This is a genomic window from Curtobacterium sp. VKM Ac-1395, assembly GCF_015350975.1.
In the GTDB taxonomy this organism is placed as follows: domain Bacteria; phylum Actinomycetota; class Actinomycetes; order Actinomycetales; family Microbacteriaceae; genus Curtobacterium.
Genome location: NZ_JADKRX010000002.1, coordinates 562,253 through 578,333 on the forward strand (window position 1 = coordinate 562,253; position 16,081 = coordinate 578,333).

The window sequence follows — 16,081 nt, forward strand, 5'->3', positions numbered from 1 at the left end:
TCGAGCCGTTCGTCGGGCCGGTCGCGCCGGTTCTCATCCGTTCGTGCCACGGGTCGTCCTCCTTCCCGTCGTCATCGGGGTCCTGCGGCTGCGGGTGCGCAGCCGTGCCGGTTCACCGTCACCCTGACTTCGCCAGTCGTCGGGCAGGACGTGGTCGAGCACGTCGTCGATCGTCACCACCCCGACCAGGCGGTGGGCGTCGTCGACCACGGGGACGGACACGAGGTTGTAGGTCGCCATGACGCGCGTGACCTCGGCGGCGCTGGCGTCCACGCGCACCGGTTCGGTCTGCTGGTCGATGAGCGTGCCGAGGCGTTCGTTCGGCGGGTAGCGCAGCATCCGCTGGAAGTGCACGAGCCCGAGGAACCGGCCGGTCGGCGGTTCGTACGGCGGCAGCGTCACGCAGACGCTCGCACCGAGGGCGGGAGCGAGCTCGTGGCGGCGGATCAGGGCGAGGCCCTCGGCCACGGTGGCGTCCGCCGAGACGATCACCGGCTCGGTCGTCATGAGACCACCGGCCGTGTCGGGCTCGTACTCCAGGAGCATGCGGACGTCCTGCGCCTCTTCCGGCTCCATGAGCTGCAGGAGGGCCTCGCTCCGCTCGTCGGAGAGCTCGGCCAGCAGGTCGGCGGCGTCGTCGGGCTGCATCTGGTCGAGGACGTCGGCGGCGCGGGCGTCCTCGAGCGAGGACAGGATCTCGACGCGGTCCTGGTCGGGCATCTCCTCGAGCACGTCGGCGAGCCGGTCGTCGGGGAGCTCCTCGGCGACCTCGAGCCGGCGTTCCACGGGCAGGTCGAGCAGCGTCGACGCGAGGTCGGCTGCGACGAGGTCCGAGTACGCCGCGATGACGTGCTCGGCGGACTGCGACTCACCGGGGAGCTCGTCCTCGGTGACCTCGTTCCACGTCGCGAACGTCGTCGGGCCCTTGCCGAACGGGGACGGCGTGGTCTTGGGCTTGCGCAGGAACAGCTGCGCCACTTCCCAGTCGCCCTGACCGCGGTCCTCGATCGCGATGTCCTCGATCGTGGCGCGGATGCGGTCGCGGGTGATGAGGACCTTGCGGCCGAGCATCTCGGCGATGACCCGCACCTCGCCACCGCGCTGCACGAAGCGGCGCATGTTCACGAGGCCGGTGGTGATGACCTGCCCGGCACCGATCGAGGTGATCCGGCCGACCGACACGAAGATGCGGCGCTTGCCGGGGACCTCGACGATGAGCCCGACGACGTGCGGGGGGTCCGCCCGTCGGTAGACGACCAGGACGTCCCGGACCTTGCCGACGCGGTCGCCGGCGGGGTCGAAGACGGAGCACCCGGCCAGGCGGGCGACGAATACCTTCGTGGCGCTCACCTGACCAGCGTAGCCGCTCGCACGGGCCCTTCCCTGGCGGCTCTCGTGCGATCGCAAGGGGAACGGTGGAAGATGACTGTGTGAGCACTCAGAGCCCCTTCCGCGGACGTACGGCGCAGGTCTTCCCCACGTTGCCCCGCGGCGACGTCCTCGGCACCTTCGACAGCTACCCCGACGCCCAGGCGGTGGTGGCGAAGCTGGCCGAGTCCGACTTCCCCGTGAACAAGCTCTCGATCGTCGGCAACGAGCTCAAGACCGTCGAGCGCGTCACCGGCAAGATGACCTACGGCCGCGCCGCCCTGGCAGGAGCGCTCTCCGGTCTCTGGCTCGGGTTCTTCTTCGGCATCGTGCTGACGCTGTTCTCGCCCACCGCGAGCGGGCTGATCTTCGCCGCCGCCCTCATCGGTGCGGCCTTCGGCGTGCTCTACGGCGTCGTGTCGTTCGCGATCACCAAGCGGCAGCGCGACTTCACGAGCGTGCACCAGGTGCTCGCCACGAACTACCAGATCATCGTCGACCCGCAGCTCGTCGGGCAGGCGCAGCGGATCCTCGGGCAGTTCGGGGCCACCCCGCACGCCGCCTGGAACCCCGGTCAGTCCTCGAACCCGCCCTTCCAGGGTCGTCCGCCGCAGCAGCAGGCACCGCAGCAGCCCCAGCAGCAGCCGTGGCGTCCGGGTCCGGACCAGGGCTCGCCGTACGGTGGACACGCCACCCCGCACAACCAGCCAGGCGGCTCCTCGCAGTCCGGTCCGTCGGCTCCGGCCCCCGGGACGCAGCCGCGCTACGGCACGAACGACGGTCCGCGCTACGGCGAGACGCCGCAGCAGGGACAGCGGCCGCCGCAGCAGCCCACCGCCGCACCCGGCCCGCGTGCGGACGAGCCGCCGCGCTACGGCGAGCGGGTCGCCGGTGCGACACCGCCGGCCCCGACGTCCGACGACGCCCCCGAGCGACGCCGGGACGACGACCAGCCCCGGGGCGACGACCGCCGCTGAGCGGTCACGACACCCCGCATCCCGACGCCGAACGGCCACGGATCGTCGCCTGCTGAACAGCGGGTGGACGGTTCGTGGCCGTTCGTCGTCGCGGCGTGTGCTGCCGAGCGGCGTGTGCCGCCGGGGTCAGAGGAGCTTCGAGAAGCAGATCGACAGGGGAGCGCCCTGGTACGGGCCGAAGTTCGCGATGCGGGTGAAGCCCTCTCGCTCGTAGAAGCGGATGGCCCGGGTCTGCGCGGGTCCGGTCTCGAGCACGACGGCGGGTGACCCGAGGTCGAGCGCGGCTTCCTCGAGGCGGCGCAGGATGTCCGTCGCGACGCCGGCACCGCGGGACTCACGTCGGACGTACATCCGCTTGATCTCGGTGATGCCGTCGTCGACGAGCCGGAGGCCACCACACCCGAGCGGGGTGCCGTCCTGGTCGCGGGCGACGAAGAACACGGCCATCGACTCGGCCGTCGGCTTGCGCCCCGGTTCGGTGTCGCCGCCGTAGCTGCTGTCGATCTCGATGCGCTGGGCAGCACGCAGCCGCTGGGCGTCGGGCGAGTCGAAGTGCTCGACGTCGATCGTGATGCTCTGCGGGGTGACCTCGGGGGTGCTCACCCGTTCAGGCTAGCGCCGGAGCCGGCGATCCACCCCTCCACGTCCGAGGGGGTCCTGGGGATGCCGACCGACAGGTTCTCGGCGCCGTCGGCCGTCACCAGGACGTCGTCCTCGATGCGGACACCGATGCCGCGGAACTCCTCGGGCACGGTGAGGTCGTCCTGCTGGAAGTACAGTCCCGGCTCGATCGTGAAGACCATGCCGGCCTCCACCACACCGTCGATGTAGAGCTCGCGGCGGGCCTTCGCGCAGTCGTGGACGTCGAGCCCGAGGTGGTGGCTCGTGCCGTGCACCATGTAGCGGCGGTGGAACTGGTTGTCCGGCTGCAGGGAGTCCTCGGCCGAGACGGGCAGGAAGCCCCACTCGGCGGTCTTCCGCGCGATGACCTCCATCGCCGTGGCGTGCACCTGGCGGAAGGTGATGCCGGGCTTGACGATCGCGAACGCGGCGTCGGCGGCTTCGAGCACGGCCTCGTAGACCATGCGCTGCACGGGGGTGAACGTCCCGCTGACGGGCAGCGTGCGGGTGATGTCCGCCGTGTAGAACGAGTCGACCTCCACCCCGGCGTCGATCAGGATGAGGTCCCCGGGCTGCACGGCGCCGTCGTTCCGCGTCCAGTGCAGGATGCACGCGTGGTGGCCCGAGGCCGCGATCGTGTCGTACCCGACCGTGTTGCCGTCGGCGCGGGCACGGCGGTTGAAGGTGCCCTCGACGATGCGCTCGCCGCGGGGGTGTGCCAGCACGGCATCGAAGTCGGCGATGACGTCCGCGAAGCCGTGCGCGGTGGCGTCGACGGCCTTGCGGAGCTCGTTGACCTCGTACGCGTCCTTGACCAGGCGGAGCTCGGACAGGTCGCGCGACAGGACGTCCGCGGTCGCAGGAACGCCGTCGGTCTCGCCGGCACCGCCGACGGGGGAGCCGAGGCGCTCGTCGAGGGACCGGGTGAGTTCGGCGTCGGCGTCACGGACGAGGAGCGCCGTGTCGTCGAGGGCGTCGAGGACGGCGGGGAGCTCGGCGAGGTCGGCGGTCGCGACCCCGAGGTCCGCGGAGACCTCCTGCAGGGACGGACGCGGCCCGACCCAGAACTCGCCGATCTCCGGGTTGGCGTAGAACTCCTCGGAGTCCCGGCCGGCGGTGGCACGGAGGTACACCGTGGCGTCGTGCCCGTCGGCGGTCGGCGTCATCACGAGCACGGAGCCGACGACGGTGTCGGTGCCCCAGCCGGTGAGGTGCGCGAACGTGGAGTGCGGGCGGAACGGGTAGTCGCAGTCGTTCGAGCGGACCTTGCCGGTGCCGGCGGGCACGACGACCGTGCGGCCGGGGTGCAGCTCGGACACCCGGGCCCGACGCGCGGCGGCGAAGGGCGCCTGCTCGCGCTGTGCGGGCAGGGGGCGGTCGTGCTCGGCCCACTGGGACCCGATGAAGTCCTTGAACGTGGCGGATCCGGGAGTGGTGGAGCGGTTGCTCGTCGCGCGGGGAGTGGTGTCGGCCATGGACCCATCATCGCATCGAGGCCGGTCGGCGGTCCGTGCTTCCGTCGACCTGTGGATAGGATCAGCGGCGTGCCTGATCCGTTCATCGACCTGCACACGCACTCGAGTGTCTCCGACGGCACCGAACCGCCCGCAGCACTCGTCCGGGCAGCCGTCGCCGCCGGTCTCGACGGCGTGGCGCTCACCGACCACGACACCACGTCGGGGTGGGACGAGGCCGTCGCCGCCGTCCGCGAACTGCCCCTGACGCTCGTCCCGGGCCTCGAGCTGAGCACGCGCGTCGGCCACCGCAGCGTCCACGTCCTCGGGTACCTCGTCGACCCCGCTGACCCCGGCCTGGCCGCCGAGACCGGACGGATCCGCGAGGGTCGACTGTCCCGCGCGCGGCGCATGGTCGAACGCATCGGGCAGGACCACCCGATCACGTGGGACGACGTCCTCGCGCAGGCCCGCACGGGCGCGACGATCGGCCGGCCGCACATCGCCGACGCCCTCGTCGTGCTCGGCCTCGAGCCCGACCGGAGCGCGGCGTTCCGCGGGATCCTGCACCCGGCTTCCGGCTACTACGAGCCGCACGACGCTCCGTCGCCCCTGCGCGGCGTCGAGCTCATCCGCGCTGCCGGCGGCGTTCCCGTGATCGCACACCCGGCTGCGTCGTCCCGCGGGGTCGTCATGGACGAGGACGACCTCCGCGAACTCGTCGACGCCGGCCTCGGCGGTGTCGAGGTCGACCACCGCGAGAACGTCGCACACGGCAAGCGCACGCTCCTGGAGTGGGCCGACCGCTACGGTCTGTTCGTCACCGGGTCGAGCGACTACCACGGCACGGGCAAGCCCAACCGTCTCGGCGAACACCGCACGGCTCGGCGCTCCTTCGACGCCATCGTCGCGCAGGCCACCGGCAGCGCGCCCGTGGTCGGCCCCGGCTCGCGCCTGTCCTGACCCGACCGGGACCCGGCCCCGCGGACACCGTGCGGGCCCCGGCCCGCGTGCTCTGCCCGCCTGGGCGAGACTCGGTGCGCGTGGGGACGACGAAGGGCCCGTCGCGTCAGCGACGGGCCCTTCTGCCGGGAGGCGCTACTCGCCGTCCGACGCCGGCTGCGGCGACGAGGCGGTCGCCTCGCCCCCCGCGCCGGCTCCGCGACGACGGCGGCGGCGACGCCGCTTGGTGGCGGCTGCCTCGCCGTCCGTGCTGTCCGGACCGGTGCTCTGGGCTTCCGGCTTCGACTCCGGGGCCGACGCTGCGGGCCGGTCCGAGCCTCCTGAGCGGGTCCGACGACGGGGACGCGAGTCGCTCGACTCGCGCGACTCGCGCGGTTCCCGGGGCGGACGCGCGCTCCCCGTGCGCTGCGCGGGTGCACCGGCGGTGGCGGCGTGCGACGACGCGCCGGGCAGGCGGCCCTTCGTGCCGGCGGGGATGTCGAGCTCCTCGAAGAGGTGCGGCGACGACGAGTAGGTCTCGACGGGCTCGGGGATGCCGAACTCGAGGGCCTTGTCGATGAGCGTCCACTTGTGCAGGTCGTCCCAGTCGACGAACGTGACCGCGATGCCGCTCTTGCCGGCGCGGCCGGTGCGGCCGGCGCGGTGCAGGTACGTGTCGGGGTCGTCCGGGATCGTGTGGTTGATGACGTGCGTGACGTCGTCCACGTCGATGCCACGGGCGGCGACGTCGGTCGCGATGAGCACGTCGTGCTTGCCGGCCTTGAAGGCGGCCATGGCGCGCTCGCGCTGCTCCTGGTTCAGGTCGCCGTGGACGGCTGCGGCGTTGAAGCCGCGGTCCTTCAGCTCCTCGACCAGCTTCGCCGCCGCACGCTTGGTGCGGGTGAAGATCACGGTCTTGCCGCGGCCCTCGGCCTGGAGGATGCGGGCGATGACCTCGTCCTTGTCGAGCGAGTGCGCCCGGAAGACGAGGTGCTTGATGTTGGCCTGCATGAGGCCCTCGTCGGGGTCCGTCGCGCGGATGTGCACCGGACGCGACATGAACCGACGTGCGAGCGCGACGATCGGCGCCGGCATCGTGGCCGAGAACAGCATCGTGTGGCGCACGTCGGGGACGGCCTGGAAGATCCGCTCGATGTCCGAGAGGAACCCGAGGTCCAGCATGCGGTCGGCCTCGTCGAGGACGATCTCCTGCACGTGGGAGAGGTCGAGCATCCGCTGACGCTGCAGGTCGATGAGGCGCCCGGGGGTGCCGACGACGATCTGTGCGCCGGCCTTGAGCTGTTCGACCTGGCCTTCGTACGCCTTGCCGCCGTAGATCGCGGCGACCGCCGTCGGGCGGTTCGAGGTCGCGAGCTCGAGGTCCTCGGCCACCTGCACCGCGAGTTCGCGGGTCGGGACCACGACGAGGGCCTTGACGCCGTGCGCGGGGTCGGCGCCGAGGCGCTGGATGAGGGGGAGGCCGAACCCGAGGGTCTTGCCGGTACCGGTCTTGGCCTGGCCGATGATGTCCTGGCCGGTGAGGGCGAGCGGGATCGTCTGCTCCTGGATCGGGAAGGGCTCGATGATGCCCTTGCCGGCCAGGGCATCGACGATGTCCTGCTCGATGTTGAGGTCTGAGAAAGTCAAAAAGGTCACCCTGTCCTATCGGGGAGTCCCGGGCAGTCTACCGGCGCGCAGAGCCCTCCGGTCGTTCCCCCTATGCTGGTGGCGTGGTGTCGTGGTGGAACCGGAAGCGCGCGGCGCAGCTCGCGGCCGCGTGGCTCGCGTCGCGGAACCCGAAGAACACCTCCCAGGTGGAGCGTCTGCAGCTCGACGACGTCAGCCCCGAGCTCGACGTCTTCCTCGGCCAGGCCGCCTACCTCCAGCTCTCGCTGTACGAGACGATGGGCCGCGCCGGAGCCGGCGCCCCGACGCTCTCCGGCCGCCTGGTCACCGGCGTGCTCGCGACCACGGCGCTCGAACGCCACCGGTCGATCGTCGCCGAGATCGAGCAGATGGGGCAGGACCCCGCCGAGCTGATGGCGCCGCACCGGCAGGCCATCGACCGCTTCCTCGAACGGACGAGCGGCGCGGACTGGTACGAGTCGATGCTGACCGGGTACGTCACGGCGGGCATCCTCAACGACCTGTTCGCGAACCTGCTGCGGTCGTTGCCGGCCGACGTCCGCCAGCGGCTGCGTACGGTGTTCGACTCGCGCGAGGCCGCCGCCGTCGTCGAGGAGCTGAGCGCGCGCATCGACGAGGAGCCCCAGGTGGCGTCACGCCTGGCGATGTGGGGACGACGGCTGGTCGGCGACACGTTGCTCGTCGCCCGTTCGGCCCTGGCGTCCCACGCCCGGGAGGACCAGGAGCGGCTCGAGCCGGTCTGGACCGAGCTGATCGCGGCGCACACGCGCCGGATGGACGCCCTCGGGCTCACCGCGTAGGGCGGTCTGGCGCGCCGACAGCCGGGTCGCGGCCGACAGCTGCGTCACGGCCGACAGTCGCGTCGCGATCGACAGCTGCGTTGCGATCGTCTGTGACGGGTCCGTCAGGCGGTGCTGGCGCCGCGGGCCTTGGCGGCCTCGTAGTACGCGACGTCAGCAGCGATGCGGCGGCGTCCGAGCAGCCACTCCGCGCCGAGCGCGACGACGCCGGAGCCCACCAGCGCAAGGACCCAGATCCAGGTGGCGTCGTACCGCCACCCCGCCCAGGTCAGGACCTCCCAGAGGACGGCGGCCGTGATGCCGCCGACCACCGGGCCGAGCAGCTGTCCGCGCGTCGAGTGCCACGGCAGCACGAGGTGCGCGACGGCACCGCAGATGACACCACCGAGGACGGCGAAGAGGAGCTCCATGGGTCAGGCGGGGTCGGTCAGGCGACGAAGCCGATGCGACGGGCCTCTTCCGAGCCGAACTCGACGTAGGCGAGGGCTGCAGCGGCCACGACGTACTTGCGGCCCTTCTCGTCCTGGAGGGCCAGGTGCGTCTGGGAGGTGAGCGCCTCGGAGACGGCCTTCTCGATCTCCTCAGCGGTCTGCTTCGACTCGAAGGCGATCTCGCGGGGGCTGTTGATGATGCCGATCTTGATGTCCACGTGCTCACCATATCCGAGCACCTCCGACCGGTCCCGCACGTTCGCCGCGGGCGCACGGCAGGGCTCGTCACGGCCGTGGCGCGGTGCCCGGGGATGTCGGTCGCGCTCGGTACCGTACGCATGTGCCCACGACCACGCTGACGCCAGCTCCCGCGCCGACGCAGGTGTCGCGCGCGCTGGTGGACGACCCCGCACAGGCCGAGGTGCTGGCCCTGCCCGACGGGGTCCACGCGGCGGTCATCGGTGCCCCGGGGACGGGCAAGACCTCCACGCTCGCCCGGCTCGTCGCCGCCCGGCTCCGTCGTCCGGACGCCGTCAGCGCCGACGGCCACGCGACCGTGCTCGCACTGACGTCCGCACGCACCGCGGCGACCGGGCTGCGTGACCGACTGGCCGCCACGGTCGAGCGCGTGACCCCCGGCGCACTCGCCCGCACCGTGAACTCCCTGGCGTTCCAGATCGTCACCCACGCCGCCGCGCAGCAGGGCCAGCCGGCCCCGACGCTGCTGACGGGTGGGGAGCAGGACCGGATCCTCGGCGACCTGCTCGCCGGGCACGACGCCGACGGCACCGGACCGCACTGGCCGGACCCGATCACCGCGGTCGTCCGCGAGCGGGCCGGGTTCCGCACGGCGCTCCGCGACGTGATGATGCGCGCCGTCGCCGCCGGGGTCGAGCCGGACGACATGCGGGAGCTCGCGGACGACCACGGCCGACCCGAGTGGCGTGCCGTCGGGGACCTCGTCGACGAGTACCGCGCGGCGCTCACGGCCTTCCGGACGACCAGCCTCGACGCCGCGGAGCTCGTGGCCTTCGCGACCGCCGCCGTGCTCCGTGGGGAGCTGCCGCCGGCCGTCGCCGCACTGCGGCTGCTCGTTGTCGATGACACCCAGGAGCTCGTGGAGGGCGAGGTCGCGCTCCTCGGCGCGCTGGCCCGTGCCGGCGTGCAGGTCGTGGCGTTCGGCGACCCCGACATCGCGGCCTCGGCCTTCCGTGGCGCCGAGCCGGACGTGCTCGGTCGACTGGCGTCCCGCCTCGGCGTCGACCACGTGCAGGACGTCGTGCTCGGGACCGTGCACCGACACCCCGCGCCGATCCGCACGCTCGTCACGGGCATCACCGGGCGCGTGGGCGCGGCGGCGGCCGGGCGACAGCGCACCGCCCTCGCCAGCCGGACGGACGGTCGTGGGGACTCCGTCCTGCACCTCGAGGGCGGCAGTCGATCGGCGCTCGTCGTGGCGGTGGCCCGGCGGCTCCGTGAGCACCACCTGCTCGACGGGGTCCCGTGGCACGAGATGGTCGTCGTCACCCGCAGCGGTGCGGCGATCCCCGAACTCGTCCGGGCCCTCTCCGTGGCCGAGGTCCCCGCCACCGCCGGGTCCGCCCCCACCCGCCCCCGCGACGACTCCGCCGCGCGGTCGCTCCTCGACGCCGCCGGTGTCGCACTTGGCGTGCTGCCCCTCGACGCCGACCTGGCCACCGCGTTCGCGACGGGTCCGCTCGGTGGGCTCGACACCCTCGCGATGCGCCGACTCCGGCTCGCCCTGCGGCGCGAGGAGCTCGCGGGCGGCGGCACCAGGACCGCCGACGAGCTGCTCGTGGACGCACTCGGCGCCCCGGAACGACTCGCCACGGTGGACGCCGCCTTCGCCCGTCGTGCCACCCGGCTGGCGCGCAGCCTCGTGCAGGCCAGGACGGACGCCGACACCGGTGCGAGCATCGAGGAGATCCTCTGGGGCCTCTGGGAGCGCAGCGGCCTGGCGAAGGTCTGGGGCGGGCAGTCGCTCGTCGGCGGGGTCGGTGCGGCCGAGGCCGACCGGCACCTCGACGCCGTCGTCGGGCTGTTCACCGCGGCGAAGCGGTTCGTCGAGCGCACACCCGACGCCCCCGCCCGCGTGTTCGTCGACGACCTGCTCGGTGCTGACCTGGCCGAGGACAGCATCGGCCCCGACCGGACGGCGGGGCGGGTCCGCGTGCTGACGCCCTCCGCGACCATCGGTGTCGAGTGTGACGTCGTCGTGGTCCTCGGGCTGCAGGACGGCGTCTGGCCGAACACCCGCGTGCGCGGCAGCCTGCTCGACCCGGACGGCCTGGTCCGTGCCGCCGACGGGCTGGAACAGACCCCGGTGGACGACCGCGCGGCCGTCGTCGCCGACGAACTCCGACTGTTCGCCCGCGCCGTGTCCCGCGCCACCACGCAGGTGGTCATCGGCACGATCGCGAACGACGACGAGAGCCCGTCGCCGTTCGTCCGCCTGGTCCCCGTCCCGCCGGACCGGCAGCCGTCGGCCCACCCGCTCTCGCTCCGCGGCCTCGCCGGCACCCTCCGCCGACGTGTCGTCACGACCGGGGACCACGAAGCGGCGTCGGCCCTCGCCCGGCTGGCGGCCGAGGACGTCCCGGGGGCCTCACCCGACGACTGGTACGGCACGGCGGAGCCCACGACCGAGGACCCGCTCGTCGACCTGACCGCCGACCCCGAGCAGGACCCCGTGACCGGTGAGGACGTCGCCCCGACCGTCTCCGTGTCCCCGTCGCGGATCGGCACGTTCGAGGAGTGCCCGGTGCACTGGTTCGTGCAGACCTTCGGTGGCGGTGCCCCGAGCCCGGCGATGGGCATCGGCACGATCGTGCACGAGGCCATGGAGCACGCGACCGAGGTCGACGTCGAGTCGCTCTGGGAGCGCGTGGAGTCCCGCTGGGGCGAGCTGACGTTCGAGTCGCCGTGGATCGCCGACCGTGAGCGCGCCAGGACCCGACGGATGATCGAGGGCCTGAGTGACTACCTCCGGACCTTCGCCAGCGTCGGTCGTCGGCTGCTCGGCGCGGAGACCTCCTTCGCGCTCGTCACCGGCCCCGCCCGCATGCGCGGCAGCATCGACCGGATCGAGATCGACCCCGACGGCCGGGTGAGCGTCGTCGACCTGAAGACCGGCCGCGGCATGCCGAGCGAGAAGAACGACATGCCCGAGCACCCGCAGCTCGGCGCGTACCAGCTCGCGGTCGAGGACGGTGCCGTCGAGGGCGTGCCAGCCCGGTCGCCGATGGCCGATGCCCGCCTGGTGTTCGTGCAGAACCCGAAGGGCGGCCACGCCTACTCCGAGCGCACCCAGCAGGCCTTCGACCCCGACGCACGCCAGGCCTACCGCGAGCGCCTGCACGAGGTCGCCCGGGGCATGGCCGACCGCACCTTCATCGCCAACGTCGACGACCACTGCGAGAAGGCCCGCACCGGCGTCGAGTGCCGCATCCACGTCGTCGGGGAGGTCACCTGGTGAACGAGGACCTGGTCGTGACGACCGCAGCGACAGCCACGGAGTCGGAGACGACGACACCGCCCACGCGCGACGCGGACACCATCGCCGACGCACTCGGCCGCCCCCGCCCGACCGCGCAGCAGCGGGCCGTGATCGAGTCCCCCCTGGCGCCGGCGCTCGTCGTCGCCGGAGCCGGCAGCGGCAAGACGGAGACGATGGCGTCCCGCGTCGTCTGGCTCCTGGCGAACGGCCTGGTGCGCCCGGACCAGGTCCTCGGGCTGACGTTCACCCGCAAGGCCGCCGGCGAGCTCTCGATCCGCATCAACGACCGGATCCGCGCGCTCGAGGACGCTGGCCTGATCGCCCCGGGCGACGCCTTCGAAGCGCCGACGGTCTCCACCTACAACGCCTTCGCGAACAGCGTCTTCCGTGAGAACGCGCTGCTCGTCGGCCGTGACGGCGAGTCGCAGGTGCTCACCGAGCCGTCGGCCTGGCAGCTCGCACGCCGCGTGGTCGTGGCGGCGCGGGACGACCGCCTCGCCGGACTCGACCGGAACGTCGACACCATCACCGCGGCGGTCGTGTCGCTCGCCGGCGCCGCGTCCGAGCACCTCGTCGAACCCGAGCAGCTGCGCCGGTTCGCCATCGAGTTCTCCGAGCTGCTCGAACTGCCGGGCAACCGTGGCAAGCCCTACGCCGCGGTCACCGCTGCCGTCTCGGCGATCGGCGCGCTCGAGCCCCTGACCGACCTGGTCGCGGAGTTCCGACGGCAGAAGGTCGACCGGGGCTTCGTCGAGTTCTCCGACCAGATCGCCCTCGCCCTCGCCGCTGCCGAGGCGGCCCCGCGCGTCGTGTCGGACCTGCGGCAGCGCTTCCGCGTCGTGCTCCTCGACGAGTACCAGGACACCTCGGTCGTGCAGACCCGGTTCCTCGCCCGGCTCTTCCGCGAGCACGCGGTGATGGCGGTCGGCGACCCGCACCAGTCGATCTACGGCTTCCGCGGGGCGAGCGCCGCGAACCTCGCCCGGTTCCCCCGTGACTTCGGTGGTGACGGGGAGCAGACGGCCCACACGTTCGCGTTGTCGACGAGCTGGCGGAACCCGGTCGACGTCCTCGCCGCCGCGAACGCCGTCGTCGCACCGCTGTCCGAGGCCTCAGAGGTCGACGTCGAGCGCCTGTCCCCGCGGCCGGGTGCCGACGACGGCACGGTCGACGTCGTCTTCACCGAGACCCTCCCGGACGAGGCACTCGCGGTGGCCGCGTGGTTCGAGGACCACCGACGGCGCAACCCGTCCGGGTCGATGGCGCTCCTGCTGCGGGCGCGGAAGGACCTGGCCGCCTTCACCGCCGCGTTCACGCACCGTGGCGTGCCGTTCCACGTCCTCGGTACCGGTGGGCTGCTGCAGCGACCGGAGATCGTGGACCTGGTGGCGTGCCTGCGGGTCCTCCACGACCCGGCTGCCGGCAACGACCTCATCCGGTTGCTCGCCGGGGCCCGGTGGCGCGTCGGCGCTGCTGACGTGGCGGCGCTGCACGCGCTCGCGAGTTGGCTGTTCAAGCGCGACCACACCCAGCAGCGCCTCGACGACGACGTGACCGCCGCGTTCCGGGCCTCGGTCGCGGCGGGGGAGCACGGCTCCGTGGTCGACGCGCTCGACTTCGTGGCCGTCGCCCCCGACGACCACGGCGCCCTGCAGGGCATCACGGACGCCGGGCGTGACCGCATGCGTCGGCTCGGCCAGCAGCTCGCGGCGCTCCGGTCCCGCGCCGCGGGGGACCTCGTCGACTTCGTCACGCTCGTGATCCAGGAGATGCACCTCGACATCGAGGTCGCAGCGCACGAGCAGGGCAGCAGCGCCTACCTCGACGCCTTCGTCGACGAGCTCGCCGGGTTCGTCGGCACGGACGACCGTGCGGACCTCGGCGCCTTCCTCGGCTGGGTCGACGCCGCCGCGCGCCGCGACGACATGGGGCCGCGGTCCGAGGAACCCGAGGGCGGCACGGTGCAGATCCTGACGATCCACGGGTCGAAGGGCCTGGAGTGGGACGCCGTCGCGGTCCCCAGGATGGTCGAGGGCGCGCTGCCCGCCCGGCCGCAGGAGGGCTCCTCCGGCTGGATCGGGTTCGGACGCCTGCCGTACGAGTTCCGCGGCGACGCCGACGAGCTCCCACGACTGGCCTGGCGCGGGCACGACTCGCAGAAGGACGTCACCCTGGCGATCGAGGCCTTCAAGGACGAGGTCAAGGCCCGCAACGAGGACGAGGAACGCCGCCTGACCTACGTCGCCCTGACCCGGTCACGGCACGAGCTCCTGGTCAGCGGTTCGTTCTGGGCCGGCGGCGTGAAGCCCACGATGCCCAGCCGGTACCTCGCGGACCTCGTCGAGGCCGACGTGCTGCCGTCGTCGGCGATCCCGGAGACCACGACCCACGAGTCCAACCCCCTCGGGGACGCCGGCGCGACCCAGACCTGGCCGCACGTGCCGTTCGGCGACCGGGCACCTCGCGTGCTGGCCGCTGCCGACCGGGTGCGGAACGCGAACCCGGGCGCGTCCGGCCGGTACGCGGCGGACATCGACCTGCTGCTCGCGGAGCGCCGCGCGGCCCGGTCCGCCAAGCACCGGGTCGTGGTGCCGCACCGTGTCCCGGCGTCGGGCTTCAAGGACTACCTCACCGCCCCGGACGCGGTGGCCGAGCGGCTCCGGCGCCCGATGCCCGAGCGTCCCTACCGCGCCACCCGTCTCGGCACGCTGTTCCACCAGTGGGTCGAGACCCGCGGTCGGTCCGGCGGTGCGCTCGAGACCCTCGACGTGTGGGACGGCGAACTCGACCTCGACCCGGACGAGGGCACGACGACCCCGACGGACGCGGTCGTCAGTGACGACGACGCCCACCGGCTCGGCGAGTTCCAGGCCACGTTCGCCCGGTCGCGCTGGGCGGCGCTGACGCCGGTCGAGGTCGAGCGCGAGATCCACATCCCGTTCCTCGGCCACAGCGTCGTCTGCAAGCTCGACGCCGTCTACGAGATCGACGGCCGCATCGAGGTCGTCGACTGGAAGACGGGGACGGCGCCGTCCGGGGTGGCAGACCTCGAGCAGCGGCAGCTCCAGCTGGCGCTGTACCGGGTCGCGTACGCCGAGTTCACCGGACGCCCGATCGACCAGGTCGACGCCGTGTTCTACTTCGTGGCCGACGACCTCGAGGTCCGGCCCCGGGAACTGCTCGACCGCGCCGGACTCGAGCGGGCCTGGCAGCAGGCCGTGGGCTGACCGGACCGGCGGGGCGGACGCGCCCCGGGCCTCCAGGCCGTGCCAGCCGGACGGAACGTGTCAGCCGGAGGAACGGCGTCTAGCCGTGCCGACGCTCCGTCGACGTCAGCAGCTGCTCGACCTCGCCGATCTCCATCGTCTCGGGGGAGACCGACTGCAGCGGCGCCGCCGAGGGCGCGTGCACGGCGTCGACCAGGCGGTGCATCATCGCGACGGCGTCGTCGACCACCTCCGTGCTCTTCGCCTGCACCCCGTGCAGCAGCCACTGCGCGGTCTCGAGCTCGTGGTACACCCGCGCCCGCTGGGCGAGCTGGCGGTCGCGACCGCCACCGTTCGCCTCGTACGCGGCGAGGACGGTGGCGAAGGCCTCACGCCGGCCGGGGAGCACCCAGGCCAGGTCCTTGGCCGGGTCGCCGAGCCGCAGTTCGCCCCAGCCGAGCACGCCGGTGACCTCGTCGCCGTCGACGAGCAGGGCCTCGGTGCCGAGGGCACCGTGCACCACGGTCGGGGTGAACTGCCAGAGCTGCTGGTCACGGGCTGCGCCCTCCCAGCGCTCCTGCAGGGCGGCGGGGACGAGCTTGGTCGCGACCGCGCGGTCCATCACGGACACGGCGGAGCGCAGGACCTCGAACGGGGTGAGGGACGGCAGGCCGGCGTCGGTCACGAAGCTGGTGGGCAGGACGTGGACGGCGGCGATCGCGCGTCCGACGCTGGTCGCGAGCTCGGGACGCTCCGCGAGCGTGCCGAGGGCGGGGTGCGCGCCGGGGACGTACGTGGTGAGGATGGCGCGGGTCGACCCGACGGGCGCCTGTCCGCGGTACTCCGGGACGGCGAACGGGAGGCGCGACCTGATCCCGGCGCTCAGCGCCCGGATCGCGAGGAGGTCGGCTGACTGCCGGGCCTCCGCCCGCTGGTTGCGCGGACGCCGGATCACCGACGCGCGGCCCTCGGAGTCGTGGAGGAGCGCCGACTCGTAGTCGCCAGAGGCGACCGAGCCGAGCGTGCGTGTGCCCGTGACCTCGAGTCCGGGGACGGTCGTCGTCGCCAACGCCGCTAGAGTGAACTGGGATCCCGCCATGCCCCACAGGGTAGGTCCG

12 protein-coding genes are annotated in these 16,081 nt (G+C 73.0%); 5 read left to right on the forward strand and 7 right to left on the reverse strand.

Going from position 1 to position 16,081, the window contains the following annotated elements; genetic code table 11:
• Positions 1-33: 33 nt before the first annotated feature.
• A complete protein-coding gene (locus ITJ68_RS07295; RefSeq protein ID WP_071271702.1) occupies positions 34-1,350 on the reverse strand; it encodes a magnesium transporter MgtE N-terminal domain-containing protein in 1,317 nt (438 codons plus the stop codon).
• 80 nt (positions 1,351-1,430) lie between these two features.
• On the opposite strand from ITJ68_RS07295, the gene ITJ68_RS07300 reads away from it, so the two are divergent.
• Positions 1,431-2,345, forward strand: coding sequence for a general stress protein (locus tag ITJ68_RS07300; protein ID WP_194660598.1), 915 nt, complete (start codon positions 1,431-1,433; stop codon positions 2,343-2,345).
• Positions 2,346-2,471: 126 nt separating this feature from the next.
• On the opposite strand, the gene ITJ68_RS07305 is transcribed toward ITJ68_RS07300, so the two are convergent.
• Positions 2,472-2,948, reverse strand: a complete 477-nt coding sequence (locus ITJ68_RS07305; RefSeq protein ID WP_194660599.1) for a GNAT family N-acetyltransferase — start codon at positions 2,946-2,948, stop codon at positions 2,472-2,474.
• Positions 2,945-4,441 (reverse strand): aminopeptidase P family protein, encoded by a 1,497-nt coding sequence (locus ITJ68_RS07310; RefSeq protein WP_194660600.1) that lies wholly within the window; start codon positions 4,439-4,441, stop codon positions 2,945-2,947. The genes ITJ68_RS07305 and ITJ68_RS07310 overlap by 4 nt, the downstream gene beginning before the upstream one ends.
• Positions 4,442-4,510: 69 nt before the next feature.
• Here ITJ68_RS07310 and ITJ68_RS07315 point away from each other — a divergent pair, with 69 nt between their 5' ends.
• The gene (locus ITJ68_RS07315) at positions 4,511-5,383 is read left to right on the forward strand and encodes a PHP domain-containing protein (RefSeq protein ID WP_194660601.1); all 873 of its coding nucleotides are present in this window, start codon (positions 4,511-4,513) and stop codon (positions 5,381-5,383) included.
• A 135-nt stretch (positions 5,384-5,518) separates the two neighbouring features.
• On the opposite strand, the gene ITJ68_RS07320 is transcribed toward ITJ68_RS07315, so the two are convergent.
• A complete protein-coding gene (locus tag ITJ68_RS07320; protein ID WP_194660602.1) occupies positions 5,519-7,009 on the reverse strand; it encodes a DEAD/DEAH box helicase in 1,491 nt (496 codons plus the stop codon).
• An 83-nt stretch (positions 7,010-7,092) separates the two neighbouring features.
• Here ITJ68_RS07320 and ITJ68_RS07325 point away from each other — a divergent pair, with 83 nt between their 5' ends.
• Positions 7,093-7,809 carry a ferritin-like fold-containing protein gene (locus ITJ68_RS07325; RefSeq protein WP_268096662.1) on the forward strand — a complete coding sequence of 239 codons (717 nt, stop codon included), beginning with the start codon at positions 7,093-7,095 and terminating at the stop codon, positions 7,807-7,809.
• 104 nt (positions 7,810-7,913) lie between these two features.
• On the opposite strand, the gene ITJ68_RS07330 is transcribed toward ITJ68_RS07325, so the two are convergent.
• Positions 7,914-8,219 (reverse strand): hypothetical protein, encoded by a 306-nt coding sequence (locus ITJ68_RS07330; RefSeq protein WP_194660603.1) that lies wholly within the window; start codon positions 8,217-8,219, stop codon positions 7,914-7,916.
• Between the two features lie 17 nt (positions 8,220-8,236).
• Complete coding sequence (locus ITJ68_RS07335) at positions 8,237-8,458, reverse strand: DUF3107 domain-containing protein (protein WP_071271723.1); 222 nt, start codon at positions 8,456-8,458, stop codon at positions 8,237-8,239.
• Between the two features lie 122 nt (positions 8,459-8,580).
• Here ITJ68_RS07335 and ITJ68_RS07340 point away from each other — a divergent pair, with 122 nt between their 5' ends.
• Together ITJ68_RS07340 and ITJ68_RS07345 are read left to right on the forward strand one after the other, a co-directional pair.
• On the forward strand, positions 8,581-11,736 hold the full coding sequence (locus ITJ68_RS07340) for an ATP-dependent helicase (protein WP_194660604.1): 3,156 nt from the start codon (positions 8,581-8,583) through the stop codon (positions 11,734-11,736).
• 14 nt (positions 11,737-11,750) lie between these two features.
• A complete protein-coding gene (locus ITJ68_RS07345) occupies positions 11,751-14,984 on the forward strand; it encodes an ATP-dependent DNA helicase (protein ID WP_323743244.1) in 3,234 nt (1,077 codons plus the stop codon).
• 79 nt (positions 14,985-15,063) lie between these two features.
• Here ITJ68_RS07345 and ITJ68_RS07350 read toward each other — a convergent pair whose 3' ends face one another.
• Complete coding sequence (locus ITJ68_RS07350; RefSeq protein ID WP_194660605.1) at positions 15,064-16,062, reverse strand: phosphotransferase; 999 nt, start codon at positions 16,060-16,062, stop codon at positions 15,064-15,066.
• Positions 16,063-16,081 lie beyond the last annotated feature (19 nt).